This window comes from Cytobacillus sp. (assembly GCF_032154635.1).
Classification (GTDB): Bacteria; Bacillota; Bacilli; order Bacillales; family Cytobacillaceae; genus Cytobacillus.
The window spans coordinates 1-15,271 of the sequence record NZ_JALDXW010000061.1 but is presented as its reverse complement, the minus strand read 5'-3'; the positions used below and the strand labels follow the sequence as shown (position 1 = coordinate 15,271).

General features: G+C 36.3%; 31 protein-coding genes and 1 pseudogene. 6 read left to right on the top strand and 26 right to left on the bottom strand.

Annotation, left to right across the window (positions count from 1 at the left end; genetic code table 11):
- Positions 1 to 53: 53 nt before the first annotated feature.
- The 23 genes and pseudogenes from RUH74_RS22940 to RUH74_RS22830 all read right to left on the bottom strand — a co-directional run bounded on the left by RUH74_RS22940 (position 54) and on the right by RUH74_RS22830 (position 11,149).
- Entirely contained in the window at positions 54 to 1,499 is a 1,446-nt protein-coding gene (locus tag RUH74_RS22940) for a DNA cytosine methyltransferase (protein WP_313804795.1), read from the bottom strand.
- Between the two features lie 130 nt (positions 1,500 to 1,629).
- The gene (locus tag RUH74_RS22935) at positions 1,630 to 2,025 is read right to left on the bottom strand and encodes a hypothetical protein (RefSeq protein WP_313804792.1); all 396 of its coding nucleotides are present in this window, start codon (positions 2,023 to 2,025) and stop codon (positions 1,630 to 1,632) included.
- Positions 2,026 to 2,037: 12 nt separating this feature from the next.
- Positions 2,038 to 2,253, bottom strand: a complete 216-nt coding sequence (locus tag RUH74_RS22930) for a hypothetical protein (protein WP_313804789.1) — start codon at positions 2,251 to 2,253, stop codon at positions 2,038 to 2,040.
- 37 nt (positions 2,254 to 2,290) lie between these two features.
- On the bottom strand, positions 2,291 to 2,458 hold the full coding sequence (locus RUH74_RS22925) for a hypothetical protein (protein WP_313804786.1): 168 nt from the start codon (positions 2,456 to 2,458) through the stop codon (positions 2,291 to 2,293).
- A gap of 12 nt (positions 2,459 to 2,470) precedes the next feature.
- A complete protein-coding gene (locus RUH74_RS22920) occupies positions 2,471 to 3,013 on the bottom strand; it encodes a site-specific integrase (RefSeq protein ID WP_313804801.1) in 543 nt (180 codons plus the stop codon).
- 21 nt (positions 3,014 to 3,034) lie between these two features.
- On the bottom strand, positions 3,035 to 3,220 hold the full coding sequence (locus RUH74_RS22915) for a hypothetical protein (protein ID WP_102274066.1): 186 nt from the start codon (positions 3,218 to 3,220) through the stop codon (positions 3,035 to 3,037).
- A gap of 36 nt (positions 3,221 to 3,256) precedes the next feature.
- Positions 3,257 to 3,619, bottom strand: a pseudogene (locus tag RUH74_RS22910) (DUF1064 domain-containing protein); the annotation flags it as partial.
- The gene (locus RUH74_RS22905) at positions 3,579 to 3,767 is read right to left on the bottom strand and encodes a DUF6011 domain-containing protein (RefSeq protein ID WP_313804781.1); all 189 of its coding nucleotides are present in this window, start codon (positions 3,765 to 3,767) and stop codon (positions 3,579 to 3,581) included. The pseudogene RUH74_RS22910 and the gene RUH74_RS22905, both read right to left, overlap by 41 nt.
- 1 nt (position 3,768) lies before the next feature.
- Positions 3,769 to 3,978 carry a hypothetical protein gene (locus RUH74_RS22900; protein WP_313804778.1) on the bottom strand — a complete coding sequence of 70 codons (210 nt, stop codon included), beginning with the start codon at positions 3,976 to 3,978 and terminating at the stop codon, positions 3,769 to 3,771.
- A gap of 86 nt (positions 3,979 to 4,064) precedes the next feature.
- Positions 4,065 to 4,379: a hypothetical protein gene (locus tag RUH74_RS22895; RefSeq protein ID WP_313804775.1), complete on the bottom strand. Its 315-nt coding sequence runs from the start codon at positions 4,377 to 4,379 to the stop codon at positions 4,065 to 4,067.
- Positions 4,380 to 4,404: 25 nt separating this feature from the next.
- The gene (locus RUH74_RS22890; RefSeq protein WP_313804772.1) at positions 4,405 to 4,653 is read right to left on the bottom strand and encodes a hypothetical protein; all 249 of its coding nucleotides are present in this window, start codon (positions 4,651 to 4,653) and stop codon (positions 4,405 to 4,407) included.
- A 196-nt stretch (positions 4,654 to 4,849) separates the two neighbouring features.
- Positions 4,850 to 5,062 carry a hypothetical protein gene (locus RUH74_RS22885; RefSeq protein ID WP_313804769.1) on the bottom strand — a complete coding sequence of 71 codons (213 nt, stop codon included), beginning with the start codon at positions 5,060 to 5,062 and terminating at the stop codon, positions 4,850 to 4,852.
- A complete protein-coding gene (locus RUH74_RS22880) occupies positions 5,063 to 5,254 on the bottom strand; it encodes a hypothetical protein (protein ID WP_313804767.1) in 192 nt (63 codons plus the stop codon). It lies immediately after the preceding gene.
- Positions 5,247 to 6,029 carry an ATP-binding protein gene (locus RUH74_RS22875; protein ID WP_313804798.1) on the bottom strand — a complete coding sequence of 261 codons (783 nt, stop codon included), beginning with the start codon at positions 6,027 to 6,029 and terminating at the stop codon, positions 5,247 to 5,249. The genes RUH74_RS22880 and RUH74_RS22875 overlap by 8 nt, the downstream gene beginning before the upstream one ends.
- Complete coding sequence (locus RUH74_RS22870) at positions 5,917 to 6,831, bottom strand: HTH domain-containing protein (RefSeq protein ID WP_313804764.1); 915 nt, start codon at positions 6,829 to 6,831, stop codon at positions 5,917 to 5,919. Before RUH74_RS22870 ends, RUH74_RS22875 begins: the two co-directional genes overlap by 113 nt.
- 159 nt (positions 6,832 to 6,990) lie before the next feature.
- Complete coding sequence (locus RUH74_RS22865; RefSeq protein WP_313804761.1) at positions 6,991 to 7,917, bottom strand: recombinase RecT; 927 nt, start codon at positions 7,915 to 7,917, stop codon at positions 6,991 to 6,993.
- Positions 7,917 to 8,858 carry a YqaJ viral recombinase family nuclease gene (locus tag RUH74_RS22860; protein ID WP_313804758.1) on the bottom strand — a complete coding sequence of 314 codons (942 nt, stop codon included), beginning with the start codon at positions 8,856 to 8,858 and terminating at the stop codon, positions 7,917 to 7,919. The genes RUH74_RS22865 and RUH74_RS22860 overlap by 1 nt, the downstream gene beginning before the upstream one ends.
- Positions 8,859 to 8,953: 95 nt before the next feature.
- Positions 8,954 to 9,133 (bottom strand): hypothetical protein, encoded by a 180-nt coding sequence (locus RUH74_RS22855; protein WP_313804755.1) that lies wholly within the window; start codon positions 9,131 to 9,133, stop codon positions 8,954 to 8,956.
- 161 nt (positions 9,134 to 9,294) lie between these two features.
- A complete protein-coding gene (locus tag RUH74_RS22850; protein ID WP_313804752.1) occupies positions 9,295 to 9,582 on the bottom strand; it encodes a hypothetical protein in 288 nt (95 codons plus the stop codon).
- A 91-nt stretch (positions 9,583 to 9,673) separates the two neighbouring features.
- The gene (locus RUH74_RS22845) at positions 9,674 to 9,937 is read right to left on the bottom strand and encodes a helix-turn-helix domain-containing protein (RefSeq protein WP_313804748.1); all 264 of its coding nucleotides are present in this window, start codon (positions 9,935 to 9,937) and stop codon (positions 9,674 to 9,676) included.
- A gap of 110 nt (positions 9,938 to 10,047) precedes the next feature.
- Positions 10,048 to 10,701 (bottom strand): Rha family transcriptional regulator, encoded by a 654-nt coding sequence (locus RUH74_RS22840; RefSeq protein ID WP_313804745.1) that lies wholly within the window; start codon positions 10,699 to 10,701, stop codon positions 10,048 to 10,050.
- Positions 10,702 to 10,720: 19 nt separating this feature from the next.
- Complete coding sequence (locus RUH74_RS22835; RefSeq protein WP_313804742.1) at positions 10,721 to 10,999, bottom strand: group-specific protein; 279 nt, start codon at positions 10,997 to 10,999, stop codon at positions 10,721 to 10,723.
- A gap of 3 nt (positions 11,000 to 11,002) precedes the next feature.
- Positions 11,003 to 11,149, bottom strand: a complete 147-nt coding sequence (locus tag RUH74_RS22830) for a hypothetical protein (protein WP_313804739.1) — start codon at positions 11,147 to 11,149, stop codon at positions 11,003 to 11,005.
- A gap of 68 nt (positions 11,150 to 11,217) precedes the next feature.
- Between RUH74_RS22830 and RUH74_RS22825 the strand changes: the two genes are divergently transcribed.
- Positions 11,218 to 11,379 carry a hypothetical protein gene (locus RUH74_RS22825; protein WP_165571628.1) on the top strand — a complete coding sequence of 54 codons (162 nt, stop codon included), beginning with the start codon at positions 11,218 to 11,220 and terminating at the stop codon, positions 11,377 to 11,379.
- Here the strand turns inward: RUH74_RS22825 and RUH74_RS22820 are convergent.
- The 3 genes from RUH74_RS22820 to RUH74_RS22810 are packed head-to-tail and all read right to left on the bottom strand — an operon-like array spanning position 11,363 to position 12,128.
- Positions 11,363 to 11,719, bottom strand: a complete 357-nt coding sequence (locus RUH74_RS22820) for a hypothetical protein (protein WP_313804733.1) — start codon at positions 11,717 to 11,719, stop codon at positions 11,363 to 11,365. The genes RUH74_RS22825 and RUH74_RS22820 overlap by 17 nt on opposite strands.
- A 13-nt stretch (positions 11,720 to 11,732) precedes the next feature.
- A complete protein-coding gene (locus RUH74_RS22815) occupies positions 11,733 to 11,885 on the bottom strand; it encodes a hypothetical protein (protein WP_313804730.1) in 153 nt (50 codons plus the stop codon).
- Positions 11,886 to 11,903: 18 nt separating this feature from the next.
- The gene (locus tag RUH74_RS22810) at positions 11,904 to 12,128 is read right to left on the bottom strand and encodes a helix-turn-helix domain-containing protein (protein ID WP_313804727.1); all 225 of its coding nucleotides are present in this window, start codon (positions 12,126 to 12,128) and stop codon (positions 11,904 to 11,906) included.
- A gap of 171 nt (positions 12,129 to 12,299) precedes the next feature.
- On the opposite strand from RUH74_RS22810, the gene RUH74_RS22805 reads away from it, so the two are divergent.
- The 5 genes from RUH74_RS22805 (at position 12,300) to RUH74_RS22785 (ending at position 15,140) form a co-directional block, all read left to right on the top strand.
- On the top strand, positions 12,300 to 12,653 hold the full coding sequence (locus tag RUH74_RS22805) for a helix-turn-helix domain-containing protein (protein ID WP_313804724.1): 354 nt from the start codon (positions 12,300 to 12,302) through the stop codon (positions 12,651 to 12,653).
- Between the two features lie 117 nt (positions 12,654 to 12,770).
- Positions 12,771 to 13,397 (top strand): ImmA/IrrE family metallo-endopeptidase, encoded by a 627-nt coding sequence (locus RUH74_RS22800; RefSeq protein WP_313804721.1) that lies wholly within the window; start codon positions 12,771 to 12,773, stop codon positions 13,395 to 13,397.
- Positions 13,379 to 13,759 (top strand): hypothetical protein, encoded by a 381-nt coding sequence (locus tag RUH74_RS22795; protein ID WP_313804718.1) that lies wholly within the window; start codon positions 13,379 to 13,381, stop codon positions 13,757 to 13,759. The genes RUH74_RS22800 and RUH74_RS22795 overlap by 19 nt, the downstream gene beginning before the upstream one ends.
- 13 nt (positions 13,760 to 13,772) lie before the next feature.
- Complete coding sequence (locus RUH74_RS22790; protein ID WP_313804715.1) at positions 13,773 to 13,964, top strand: hypothetical protein; 192 nt, start codon at positions 13,773 to 13,775, stop codon at positions 13,962 to 13,964.
- A gap of 12 nt (positions 13,965 to 13,976) precedes the next feature.
- The gene (locus RUH74_RS22785; RefSeq protein WP_313804712.1) at positions 13,977 to 15,140 is read left to right on the top strand and encodes a tyrosine-type recombinase/integrase; all 1,164 of its coding nucleotides are present in this window, start codon (positions 13,977 to 13,979) and stop codon (positions 15,138 to 15,140) included.
- The last annotated feature ends 131 nt before the right edge of the window (positions 15,141 to 15,271 follow it).

The window sequence follows — 15,271 nt, the reverse complement described above, 5'->3', positions numbered from 1 at the left end:
GATCGTCTTTAGTCAAAATATAGCCTCCTTAGGAAATTCCTTTACTCTTGTGTTTAATAAGAAACTGCTGGCTTATAGCGATTGTGCTCTACACAAAATTCTGGAAGATTCGCTCTCACTAGTGATTCTGCAAATGGAGGGGGAACAGCGTTCCCGCACCTAGCAACCTGTTGAGTCTTTGGGTATGGCTTTCCTTCAAAATCGCGATCAATGATGTAGTTAGAAGGAAATCCTTGAGCTGCATATAACTCATGTGGTTGTAACATCCTCATGCCGATATCAACAATTTGATAATCTTGACCCCTTATCGTTACCAAACCGAACCTATCTTTTGTTGTTATCGTGTGTAAAGGTTCTTCTATGTTTTGTCCGATATCAGACCCGTAATACTTTGTGAGAAACGCATTTACAAGTCCGAATCTATTTGCTGTAGGAATTGTAGCAATAGGTTCTTGTAATGTTTGACCTCTTACTCCATTTTTTGTTGTTTCAGTGTAATAGGTTGCTAGAAAAGGAGTTACTAATGCATGATGCCCACCAGTTGTTATTGTCTTGATCGGTTCGTCAAGCCTGCCTCCTGGATGTCCTGTTGTATTCACTAGAAGTGTAGGAGTTACTAAACAATGCTCTGCTTTTGTTGTAATAGTAGTTAATGGTTTATTAAGTTGATATTGAAGTCTATCTCCACCGAAACCGGTTTGACCGATGCGAACTATAAAAGGTGAAGGATTATTAACAACAAATCGTTCTATCCCCCGAGCAATCCTTCTCATGGTATTTTCAGCTAGTGGTTTTTTCCTAGAAAAGATAGAAGATGTACCTATAGTCCAATCTATAATTTCCGATGCTGGTCTCCAGGGTTTTAATTTCCCTTTTTTAACTGGCAAACTATTTGGATCTCCATGTGTTGGCTGCGGCCAAACAATCGGCTTTCCATCACAACGCGCAACCATGAAGAACCTTTTTCTAATTGTGGGAGCTCCATAATCACAAGCTCTTAATTCTTTAAATTCAACCTGGTACCCTAATGATTCAAGAGCCTTCACAAATGAACTAAAAGTCTTTCCCTTCTGTTTTTCATCCGGATAGCCTTCATCATTGAGTGGTCCCCAAGTCTTAAATTCTTCAACATTCTCAAGCATAATTACTCGCGGCCGTACAGCAATTGCCCACTTAACAGCAATCCAAGCTAGACCTCTTATTTTCTTTTCAACAGGCTTTCCGCCTTTTGCCTTACTAAAATGTTTGCAATCAGGGCTGAACCAAGCCAGCCCCACTTTCCGACCTTTCACTGCTTCTTTCGGATCAACATCCCAAACCGATTCGCAATAATGTTCTGTATCAGGATGATTTACCTTGTGCATAGCAATGGCAGCTGGATCGTGATTGATTGCTATGTCTACTGATAAGCCGGTAGCCATTTCAATTCCCGTACTGGCACCACCACCGCCTGCAAAGTTATCAACTATAATCTCACGGAATAAATCTAGCTGCTTCATGGTTTCCCTCCTAACCTATCAATCAGGATGACTACAACTTGCACAAACTTTATCGTCATTTAATATTTCAGCTTCCTCACACATTTTGCAGATTCCTAACATGGTTTCACCGCCTAGTAAACTGAATAATTCAAGAGTTGATTAACTTTTTTCGCAAATCATAAATGAATGACTGTATCTTAGGCTTGTTAAATTGATATAGCGTATCAACTGACCAATAAGGTGCCATAATGCCGATTCCCTTTTCCGAAATACATAGACTTCCATTAGCATCATATTTCCGGTCATAATACTCGTCATAATCTGAACCAACGCTATTTGCCTCTTTTGGTTCAATATTGGACCATGCTTCATTAGCTATTTCTTCAATATAAGTAGCAAACTCTTTAAAACCTTCTTTTGAAAATTCATAAGAGAATCGTTCTTCTTTCTCCTTTTTACCACTAGCATTTTCAAAGATAATGGCTGATTTTCGGTGTTTGATAACTAAACCATTTTCGAAAGTTTTAGTTTTTATCTCACGCACGTTCATTCCTCCTTATGTCAGCCTGGTTAGAATACTGTTTAAATCGTCTTTGATTGCATCCAAAGCTTCCAACAGTTCTTCTTTTTCATCTTCATCATCAAATCGCTCAACATAAGCAACTAAATTTTCCACTTCAACTTGAATATCACTTCTAAAAACTTCAACTTCTTCTAAAACTTCAACCGCACTTTCAATTGCTTCTTCTAAATCTCTATATTTTTTAAACATCTTTTCCCCTCCGATTTAATGAAACATAATACAAAAACTATTTAGTATATATTATATTTTCCACTTGTTCCTTACCTGTCTCACTTAATTCGTATATCGATATATTTGAATTCTTTTCTTTGCAATATGTTGTAAAGAACTCTCCTATTTCCTTTTTGAAGTTATCGCTATTTGCATCTGTTTTTATTATGAAAACAGTTTCCATGCTAAACACTCCTCATAATGAAAATCCATCCACTGCTTCGTCCATAATGTCCTGGTTAATCCCAATGTATCTCATGGTGACGGCCGGACTGGAATGATTAAATATCTGCTGTAAGACTGCCACATCTTTGTATTTTTGATAAAAATGGTACCCAAACGTCTTTCTAAGGGTATGAGTACCGATTTCTGATAAACCAACCTCTTTAGCTGCTGTATTCAATATCTTCCATGCCTGAACCCTGTGTATGCGATCCTGACCTCTTCTTGATTGGAAAAGATATGTTGCTTTATCTTTATTAATTGTGAATTTACTAATGTGCTGCTGGAGCTCGTTATTGATCTTAAACCGTTTCATCTTTCCCGTTTTCTGCTCAGTAATGACAATGTGCGATTTATTCCTCACATCTCCCACTTTTAAAGCGAGTAAATCACTAATGCGTAATCCGGTATTGATACCCAAAACGAATAGAAAATAGTTTCTGTAATGCTGTCGCATCAAGACCTCTTTCATTGCCGCAATCATCGCAACATCTCGAATTGGCTGAACGGTTTTCACGACACTCACTCCTTCAAGATATTAGTTTGCTGCTAATCCCTTAAACTCGTAAGCTCCAGCTGCTTGATATAAGACACCGTGCTTTTTGCTATATGGATTTTCTTTTCGAATATCTTGCTTAGATACGCCTTCTTCATAGATGACAATTACTTGAAGTAGTTCTCGATCAAGGCTGGCTGCATTTGTTTCGACAACTCTTCTTGCCAACTTCTACACCTCCACGAACTGGTTATTCTCATATTTCAAGAGAGTAATAGAATCCATGTATTTCATTTCAAAAAGTTTTCGCTTGATTGCAAATTCCTTGGTTATAGTGCCCTTGATATCAATAACCTGTGTACTACCATCAAGGTTGATAACCTCAAAATCAGCTTTATAATAAATGGGCCTGAAGTATTTTCCGTTCTTTTTAAATCCTTCCTGGAGCAAATACCTTGGTTGAAGCTTATATGACTTAATTTGTCTAGCGTTCTTAAGCCATTTCAACTGATTGTAGTAGATTGATTCTGCTTTAGAATCAAAGGTAATGCCATCCACCACCGTCTTTTTATTCCCGTACTTTGATTTAGAAGGTTGTTTCTTTTTGCGATACTCCTTGTAGCTCATTCTTTGCATTAATATCTAACTCCATCTTCAATTGATCTTCATCAGCTTTATCTTTTAGCTTTTCTAGCTTTCTTTCACAAACAGGACCTATTCCCTTTGATATACTTTTCGGGCTTTTTAATGGCCGATTGCATACTGGACAATTCAAATTAATCAACCTTTCTCAATTTAGCTATCCAGCAACTGCTGTGAGTGTTCTGGACAAATATTTTGCGGTTATATGAATCTCGTTTAAACTCCTTGCCATCATGTTCTAACTCAGTGAGTGGGTAGACTACTTCAAACCCTCTTGCTTCTAAATCCCTTATGGCTTGCTCTGCCTCATATTTCCTTTGCCTGCGTATCGTGACTGGAAACAAGATTCATCCTCCGTTCTAGTTTTGTAATTGCAGCTGTTTTAGATTCTGTGTGTCTCACTATGTAGTTCAGCTGGCATAAATCAGGTTCACTTGCCTGTTCCCCCCACAGTCAATAACTGAAGAGCTACTTCAATAAATTCTTTTGGTTCATCCGAACGTAAACCCTCTTTCAAGATATCGATAACATTAGCTTTTCGCTCACGTTCACACTGACGATATTTCAAGTAGTCTGCCATTTCTTCATTGGCCATTGCATCCCAGTCATAAACCATAGAATGATGTAATGGCTCATTATATTTTTTTAACCCAAAATCATCTTGCTTGTAGGTAACCTTCTTTAGCAGTTCCAATACTTTATTTGATACATCGTGTTTGGGTATATCTTCAAAGTTGATATTCATATTTGTACTTCACCTTCAATCTCACTCAATTATTGAAATACTCTTTGCCAAATATCTCCTTGATCTTTTCAGCAGTTTTGGGACCAATACCCGGTGTCTCTGAAAGTTTTTTAAATTTATCAGCTACAAAACATACCGTTTTTTGTCTTCCACGATTTTCACCATGCTCAAGACCCAATTGATAACCTTCTAGCTTTCCTCTTTCAAAAGCCTTTTGTATGACTGGATTCTTGCTCATGACGATTTGTATTTCTGTGCATAGCAACCCATGCACGGCCCTTCAACCACGTATCCATTTGGCTCACCACAGTCCTTGCAAAACTTTGAATAAGTTTTCCACTGGTTTTTACACTCTGGACACTCCATAGCAACAAGTTTCTTTTCTTTGCGGCGAACAACTCCATGAGTAAGGCATTTTGAGCAACGTGTCACCGGCTTTACATTTACTAAAGTCATGATTTGTCTCCTTTCTAGAACCACTTATTCTGGTCATTTTGAATATCTATTTTCTTAAACGAAGCCATTACCAACTCATATTTCAATTCATCGTAATCAAGTTCATAGACTGAGATTCCTTGCTGTGACTCTGTAATGCCTAAAGTTAGAAGATCCTCAAGAATAATATTCCGTTTTATTTCTTGGTGAACGTTTACTTTTTTCACAGAATCATAAGTTGCTCTCAATCAGCACACCTCTTTTACTAGTTTTAGCCGTTCAAGTTCTGCCTTTCTTGCTGTTACGTGATCATACACTGCCTTAATCCTTGCTTGCCATTTTTCTTCAGGCATTGGTTCGCAATTCGGGCAACCATGAATTGACGTATAGCAACTACCTTGGTCATGAACAATACCTGTTCCTTTGCATAAATTACACATTCGGCGCACCTACCAATCTATGATTTAATATTTTTCTGTCACCTTGGATTACAACTGTGAAGTCTTGGCACATTTGATAGATTCGCGTCCCAAGTGCTTCATCAACATCAACAAGTTCATCAACTGTCAGTTCAGATGATACTAAGATAGGCTTGTGATTTAAGTAACGGTAATTGATGACTGCATATGTTTGTTCCACTTGCCATTCAGTAGCCCTTGGTTTCCCCTTTACTGGTTTAAACAGGTCATCAATGAAGAGCACATCAACATTTTTCATTCGCTCAAGCTTTTCTTCCAGTTTGTTAAAGTCATCTTTCAAATCGTTAAACCCTTCAACATACGGAAAGTATAGAACTGGTACATTTAGCCGATTAATTAAGTTATTTGAAATAGCTGTTAACAGGTGTGTCTTACCTGCTCCTGGTTGTCCAAGTAAAGCGATACTGTTAGATCTTCCAGAACGTAAAGACTCAAACTCTTTGAAATATGTGAATGCACAATTGTATATGTCATGGACTATTTGGGGCTTCCCTTCGATCACGAAGTTTTTAAAACCTAAACTCCTAAATTCATCTGTAATCTCGCTAGCTTTCATAAGTTTTTGTACTCTTCGCCATTCAACACAATTACACCGGACCCATACTTCTACACCTTCACGGATTTCAATATATCCCGTCCTGTCCTGACACTTCGGGCACTGATAATTTCGCTTTTCCTCTTCGAAGCCAGCCTGTCTGTCCGCCTGTGATTGAGTCTGTTGAGCTCTTTTTTGCAGTTCGGACAGCACTTCGCTTATCGACCTGGTCATTTTCAGGAATCCTCCTTTTCGCAACTTTCATAGCTTCATCCTTGGCTTTAATAGCTTCATAGCGTTCAAGAATATATTTCTCACAGTAACTAAAAGCCTTTATGCTGCCTTTAGGATTTCGTTCGCTGTACTCCTCAAAGCACTGTTCTAGCAATTTGATTATTTGTACGGGCGGCACCGCACGGGCGATAATCTGGGCGATTGCTTCATAGTCCTTTGTGTTTGGATATACAACCTTGCCTTCTTGCATGGTTCGTAAGTCGATATATTTTTCTGCTACTAAATCTACAGGGTCAAATTCTTTAATAGTATTAGTAGTAGTATTGTTTATCTTTGTAATATCTTTATTAGAGTGGACATTTTTGTCCACATGACTGGACATTTCTGTCCACTCTGGATTGGACATTTTTGTCCTATCTCCATCAGACTGGACATTTTTGTCCACTCTCTCTTGATGGAACTTTTTAGAGTTTTTAACAGTAAGAATGTAACCATATGGGGCTCTAGTTACCTTGATATATTCGTGCTTCTCTAAGTCATCCAGCCACCGTTGTACAGTTCTTTCGCTGACTCCGAAAGGTTCTGCTAATTCCTGTCTCTTTAGTGGCTTATTTCCTAATACGATGCCCCACGTTATTCCATCACGTTCAATCTCTTTGGTTGTGGAGCTAACGCACCATAAGAAAAGCCACAAAGCTGATCCGATCTTTTTATAATGTTCTGGCTCAAGTAATCCTGAATAAGTTGGAAATGGATAACTTCCGGGCACCGTATCACATACCTTCTTTCACAAACAGCAAATTTCTTTTTAACTGATTTCACTACATAATCTGGATAACGCTGCATATACTCTAGTACAAGCTGTTTTAAATGCTCTTTATCCTTTGCCTGCTCGAATATCCAAGCAGGCAACAGGACCTTTGTTTTTTTACTGTACATCTTCAAATTCAATATCTAACGAGTCTTGAGCTGACATTTTTTCTTCTACTTTTTTATCTGTCTTTTTCTTAGGATCAGCATCAATTATTTCTGGTTCCACCGAAGGTTCATTATCAGAAGCTCCTAGAGGTAAATCCTCAATTTCTTCAACTTCATCTGTAATATCTTTAATTTCTCGTTCTTGTTCATCCTCAGAAAATGCCTTCTGCATTTCAACAGAAAGTATCCCCCATTTTCCTAACATATTTCTCAATACTGTTTTCATCGCCATTGCATCATAGTCTGATCGCCATACGTTGTTAAGGGATTTCTTATCCTTAGCTTTGTTATGTTTAATCCGATGCGCTTCAACTTCATCCCTGGTCCAATAAACAGTTTTTTCAAATCCGTTCACGAGTCTAAAATAACCGCAATAGCCGACTACCTTTTCACTAGACTTTGCTTCTAAATCAAGATCAATATCTTCTGTAAGTCTATTCCATTTAATAAGTTCACCATCATAAACAGGAATGACATTAATTGCCTTATACTGCCCACTTCTTAACGCCAGCTGAATGTAACCCTTATACCCAAGTTGAAATTGAGCAACTTTACAGCCTTTATTTTTATCGTAGAAAGCAACAATCCATGCATATCCTAGGTTTTTATCAACCGGAAGATCCAATGAAGCAGCAACCATTGCGCTGGATACTATAGACATTGGTTCTGCTTCTCTTAAGCTGACATCCCCGTTATAAAGATTGAGTAATGATGCCATGAATTGTGGAGCTTTCTTTGCAAGAACCTGTTCAAACTTTTTTTGCATTGTAGGTGTATTAAGTAACCCTTTTAATCCTAGTGAGTTGGCAGAAACTTGTTTTGCAGCAGTCTCTTGTTTATTAGCTAATTGATTTTTCAAAGCTGTGTTAGTTGCCATTATTTCAGCTCCTTAATTGCAAATTTTCTAAAGGAAGTCTCTTTTAAAACTTGCTTATAAATATCAGGAAATTTCTCTTTAAGCACCTTAGAATCGACCCTATTCTGAATCTGACTTTTCCAAGAAACCAGGTAGGAATCAGTAAGTCCGGTTTCTGCATCTTTCAATTCAGCTTTAAGTTTATTTTCAATTTCCGTTTTTGCTGTTTTGATTAATTTTTCATCATCTTTTATCTTTTCATATTGAATGATCATATCTTTGTAATTGCCAGGAAGGACTATTTCCTTATCCTTTTCAGCCTGTGCGTATTTCTCTTTCAAATATTGTTCAGCTGCACTTGATCCATCTAATTCAGGAGCATGTCCTTGTTGAACGTGATATTTCCAGAAATGAAATTCTGCATCGAATATCATTTTTATTAGTTCTTCATCTCGCACAACTTCTTTCCATACAAAACGATTTCCACCTATGAGGACTGCAATATAGCCTTTTTCTTTCCCAGTGACCCCTAGATAATGTTGCAGTTGAACAAGATAAGTAGCTGGAATTTCTTCACCCTCCCATTCCTTAGCAAGATAAGCACTAGCAGTCTTACATTCCAATACTGCAGACTCACCTACAATAAGTCGGTCAACATTAGCCTTAATGAATTCATGTTTTGGATGGCTATACATGAAGTTTGTTTTTCGTACTTTTTTTCCTGTCCGCTTTTCAAATTCCTTAGCTACGACGTTTTCCATTTCATTTCCCCAATAAATTGCTTCATTATCGATTTCAATGGGGTCAACTTGTCCTGTTTTTTCAAGCCACAACTCAAAGGCTGTCCGATATTTGTTTAATCCTAAGATTATTCCAGCATCGCTTCCGCCTATACCCTTTGCTCGTTCTTGTAGCCATTCATAACGGCTCATTGAAAGGGTCGATACTGCATTTTTTGCCATATTTATCCTCCCTTTACCACCAAAGATTGATATGCTACAATGACAGTAATTAATAGTTTTAGAAATGCTGACTCCTGCTGCTAACAGGAGTCTTTTTATTTTTCAATTTCTGTACCACAAATTTTGCAGAAATTATGATGATCCTCTATTTCTTCATTAGAACAAACTGGACATTCCATTTCTTCAGTATGATCTTCCTCAAGTTGATACTCTTTATCCATTGGATATGGATAACCAGTACGCTCTATTTGCTCAATTACTGGATGGTCACGCATCCCTTCAACCTCCTCTCTATGTACTTTTCAACAGATGCAAATTTTATTCGCATCGCGATAAGCCAAAACGATTGATAGAGGTGGAATGGTAGATTCGTTCTGACTTATCGCGACAGGAACAAAGGTTCTTGTCGTTTCATCCCATACGTGATAGAATGAATTTATACCGTAGTTCTGTGCAGTGAGCTTTCCCGAGCTTGCTGCTTTTTTATTTCTTCTCTTAACTTCCGCAATTCCTCATTCCGTTTAAATGCTCTATTTATTCCTATCCAAGTTCTGTCTAGATACTGTCGAGCATAGTCTCTTTCGTCTGAACCATTTGAAAGAATTCCAGATAAATCTGCAACAAATGCCCCCAATAAAGTCGCAATATTTACATCATGTTCTTTTGCAATTTCTTTTAACTCTTCATATTGCTCTTCATTAATATCAACATTTAATCGTTTCACCTTTTCTCCCTCCCATCTCGCATGAAGTCACCAACCATAATGCCAACTGTAAAAATAAAGAGTGTGCCGAAAATCATTGCAGCTATATATCCTAAATCCATCTAATTAAACCTCCCACTAACATTGATAAGTGCTGTGCAATCGTAGCAATGTCTACTCCACATAACATAGCTGCTAAAGCTTCTGGAGCTTGTGTTGCATTAAACCAACGGATTGCATCAGATAACTTTAACTCCATCTTGTTATTCTCAACTTTTGAAATTGTGCTTCTTGGCATAAACATTTTTTCTGCTAAAACTTCTTGAGATAATCCTGATAGTTTTCTAGCCTTTTTAAAAACAGATCCATATTGCATGATTTCCACCTCCCTCCTAATGTTCAGATTTAGAACATTTTCTATATGTTCTGGGGTTGAACAGTTTCATTACATTCTATGAATTAAAATTAATAGTAGAAGGAACTAGTTTAAGAGACTTTTCTAGGAATCCAATTTTCTATGTAGAGAAGAGCTGACTGAAGCTCTCTTCTCTTAACGTCCTTGTAACTAGCAACACCGAATCTATCTTTAATTTCTCGGTAAACTTCTCTAAAAAGCCTGGCAGCTTCTTGTTTATCTTGAGTAAACTCGTAGACTCGGTGTGCTACGCCTTTTTGTAGCCTACGCTGTTCACCAGAAGTCAGTGTGATTTGTTCATCAACCTTCTGCTCTAGTGAGATAATTTTGTTTTCGATTTGATCAACCTTTTCAGAAGTTTCAAGAGTCATTTTCATAGAAGCTAGTAACTGCTCTCTATCACTAAGAATTCTAGGAGCTTTGAGTTGAGACTCCATTCGCTCAAACTCTTCAATGTATGCTTCTTTAAATTTCATTGCTTCTTTGCCTGTGTAACCCATAGCAAGTAGAGTGAAGCCTTTTTTGCTCATTGAATACTTTGGCATTTCTTTGTTCTGAGTGTTTACATAAGTGGACTCGGCGAAATTGCCGACTCGGAATTCTTCGCTGCAACCGAGTTCCCGAATGTCTCTCATGACTCTTGCATGTTCCTTCTTGAACACTTCTGCAACAGTCAAACTGTCAGTAACTGCTTTGTTATTTTCGATAAAGACAAGTTGGATCATTACATAGCCTCCTAATTTATTAGTGTGTTGCTTGCTCTCGCAGCCACTGAATTAAAAATTTTTCTGTTTCCTTTGCAGGAAACAACCATTTACGACCAACTCTAAATTTTTGAAACCGTGGATCAAAGAAAAAATGTTCCTTTACAAATGGTTCACTCATGCAAGTTTGACGACAAAGTTCTTTCATATCCCAGAACACGGTTCGATTTTGGATTTCATCCAAATGCTTTTGCAGCTTTTCATGAAATTGTTGTTCAATTTGCTTTTGGTCAATTTGAACGCTTAACAAAAATTTCACCTCCTAGGGTTGTGTATTATCCAAAATCTCAACGACTTCCATTAGCTTTGCGATTACATCTTCGTTCGCGTACTCGTCATTTAGCATCATGGCTGATTCTAGGACTTTGAGTTTAAGTTCAGCCCAGATTACTTTGTTTGTGAGATTCATGGTGTTAACTCCTTAGTAGGAATTTAGTCTCCTTCTGTCGAACTATGACAATGTAAGGAGGTGGAATCATGGACTTTGAAAAGATCAAAAACGAAACTATCCAAGAACTGCAGTCAAAATATTCCGATGAAGGAGTTGGAAGTTTAGTTCAGCAATTCATTCGTATATCTGCTGCTACTACTGAGTTGATGTTAAAGAAATATCATGAAGAAGTTAAAAAGAATGAGTAGCTTTTTCCAACTTGTTTCCTAATTCATCAGCTACTTTTTCAACAAGAGAATCATTATATTGGGTACCAATGTATTCAGATATAAGTTGATTAGCTGCTGTTAGGAATGCAATTTCAGAACTGCTTAATTTTTGTTTCTCGTGTAATATTTTTGGAACAGCGTAAATTTTTATTTCAGCCGCCGTTGCCGCGGTGGCTTCTTTTTCATGAAGGTCCTTAATAAGGTCGATAGCTTTCAACAAATCAATATCAGTCATACCAAGTTCTTTAGCTAACTCAATAATTGATTTTGCATTTACTAAAGTGATCTTTATTTCTTTTCGTTTATTAGATTCATTCAATTAAATCAACTCCTTATGAAATCTGAATAACTTGCTGCTGGCACAGCTCGCTTAGTTCTTTTTCCAAGGCTTTAAGTACTTCTGGCACTTCTGCAAAAGTTACATTGTTAGTTGCTAGAGTTTGCAATAAATCAGTAATGAGTTTTTCTTTTTGTTTTGGGTTCATTGGTAGCTCCTTCAATTATTAAATTGCTGTTTTAGCAATTTTTTGTTTAAAAAAATCACTTATTTTACATTTTAAAACTTTTGATAAGACTGGAAGTTGATCCGCTTTAAATGCATATGAACCATTCTCATATTTTAAATATGTTGAAGCATTCTTAAAGCCAAGTTTTTCAGCCATTTCTTGAAGAGAAATATCTAATGATTGTCTTCTAGTTTTTATAAAATCGTGATTAAGACTTTGCATATTAAACCTCCTATTGAATTTCTGTTTTAGCAACCTGTTAACTATATATTAAATTGCTGTTTTAGAAATGTCAACACAAAAACAGAAAAAAATTTCTTATTTAGCAATAATGTGTATTTCCGCATTAGAAAAATGCTAAAATTATTTCTAATATGGAAAGATGGTGAAACAATGAAAATTGGTGAAAGAATTGTTTTGCTGAGGGAACGTAAGGGTTGGAAACAAAAAGATTTAGCTGATAAAGTAAATATTAATGTTAGTGTAATGAACCGAATCGAAAAAGGTACAAGACCCTTAACTGATAATGAAATAATCAAAATATCAGAGGCGCTAGAAGTTACAACAGATCATCTCTTAAAAGGTGCAGATTATCGTTCCCATGCAGAGGAAATATTTAATAATGCAAATACACAGATAGCAGCAAGAGACGGAGACATATCTGATGAAGAAGCAGTTGAATTATTAAAATTGCTTTTAGAAAGAGAAAAAGGTCGTAAGCCTGGAGATAAGCAAAATAGAAAGTAGTATGAAATGGTAAATCATTAAGATTAACTTTAGAATATTTCAATATTTAAAGCACGTTGATACGGGCTTTTCTTTTACAACCAAAATAGAACATATGTTTTTATAGAGGGTGATTTTTTGAGATATCAAATGACAACTTTAGAAAAAAATATTCACGACTTATATATTTTTCTTTCGATAGACTCACCTGATGATATTGAAATGTATTACATAGCTGAAAATTTGGATATTTGGATTCATTATTGGAATCGGGGAAGTAAGATGCAATGTGTAAATGGTTTATACAGTATAGTCCTTGATGAAAGAAAAGCAAATAGGGAACAATGGCAGGATTTTGGTCATGAGCTAGGTCATGTAATAAAGCATGTGGGAAGCCAACATAAACTTAGACAGATGTTTAGAGAGTTGCAGGAAAACCAAGCAAACAACTTTATGTACCACTTTTGTGTTCCAACTTTTATGTTATTAAAATATAACCTTACTAATTATATAAATGTAAATGATGGCGTGGATTTTGTTGCAGATACCTTTAATGTAACTAAAGAATTTGCAAAAAAGCGCTTAGTACACTATAGAAATCAGTGGGCACAAGCTAAATCCGATGCTGCCCACAGAAAATATATGGAATCTCGTTACCGCAAAGCTCCACCATACTCTGATGAAACTAATAAAATTCTTGCTCGTGCATTAGAGTTTAAATCTGCAAAGAGAAAGGAAGATCACCAATGCCAGTTCAATATTTAGATTATCAGTATGTAGATGGAGAATTATCACCTTTTTATTATGTTTTAAAGTTGTTTAAGGGTGAAGTGGATTGGGACAAGCATATTTTTTACTTTGATTTAATGGTACCGATTAAGTCAGTTGAATATAGCGAAATAGATGAAAACCTTATTAATTACGGTGTACATATATCTGAATTAATTATTAATAAAGATTATCCAAATAAACTTGGTATTAACCTCAGTGCCCTGAAAAGAAGATTGTCTTTTGATATTCATGACCCTAGTGTAATTGAGCAATTTCTTCTCTATGCTCCAGATGTTATGGCGATTATTGGTCATTTTCCACAGGTGAACCGAATGGAGTTTATTTTAACCACTTAAAGGAGTGTTTCTTATGAAGAAAATCATTTCAAAAGGTTTACTAGATGAAGAATTAGACAAGTGCAAAGATCAGAATGGTCAAATGGTTAGAATTCCTATCCTTTCCTCAATAAGGGTAGTAGATGGTGAAGTGTATTGCGAGGTTCAAGGATACGAGAAAGTAACTGATAACCTTTTGATTGATGAAGAATTAACACTACATTAAGGGGGAGGAGTAATGGCGACATATCGAAAGCGCGGGAATACTTGGGAGTATCGCGTCTATTATAAATGTAAACGTACTGGTGAAGGCAAACAACTTCCAGTTGGAGGGTTTAAATCAAAAACAGAAGCTCGCTTAGCAGCTACTGAAATGGAAGGGAAGATTCAACGAGGATTCGATCCAAGCGACGCCAATAAAACTTTAAACGAGTTTTTTGAATGGTGGTTTGAAACATATAAAAAAGGTGCTGTTTCAATTAATACAGAAAAAAATATAAAAAATGCTATTGAAATGGTAACTAGGAATATCGGATATGCAAAGTTATTAGAGTTAGATAGGCCAGAATATCAGAAGTTAATAAATAAAGTTGCACCTCAATATACTAAAAGCACCTTACAACGAATGAATACAACGATTAGAGAAGCTTTCCTAGATGCTATTGAAGAAGGATTAATTGTTAATAATCCAGCAGCAAGAATTAAGTATCCTACAACCTGTAAAAAATCAAAGAAGAAAAATGAAAAATTCTTAGAATTAGATGAATATGAAGAATTAATTAAGGCTGCTGTAGAAGAATGGACCGAAGAATATACACAATATATTTATATTTCTTATATACTGGCCGGAACAGGCGCTAGGATAGGTGAAATTTGTGCTCTACATGTTTCTGATCTAGATTTAGATTCCAAGACTTTAAACCTTAATAAAACGCTTGTGAGGGAAAATGGAGTATATGTAACGAAAGATACTACAAAGACTGGGGAAACAGGTGAACGAAAAATTGGTTTAGATGATTTTACTATTGAAAAGTTAGAGGAATGGTTACACATTCGTAAAAAATGGGTCATGCAAATTAAGAAACGACCAGAATTTTTATTTATCAACCCAATTGGAGAACTTGTGAAAATGCCTAATTATGCAGGTGCATTAAAAACTTTATGTAAAAGAAATGGGTTGAAGCATACAACTCCACATATGTTCCGTCACACTCATGAAACAATTATGTGGGAGGCTGGAATTTCTGATTTGAATTACATCGGTGGAAGACTCGGAGATATAGATAAAACAATTTTATTAGAAACATACGGCCATATGTCCAACAGATCAGAGCAATTAAATACCGAAAAAATAAATAACTTCATGAAAGATTGGTCTAAAAGATTAATGAGCGTAAATTGAAAAATTTACGCTCACTAGGACAAAACTAGGACAAATCAAATTAAAAACTCTTATAAAGCTTGATACATCAATAAGTTAGCGCCCTCGGCAGGAATCGAACCCACATCTTAAGAACCGGAATCTCACGTGCT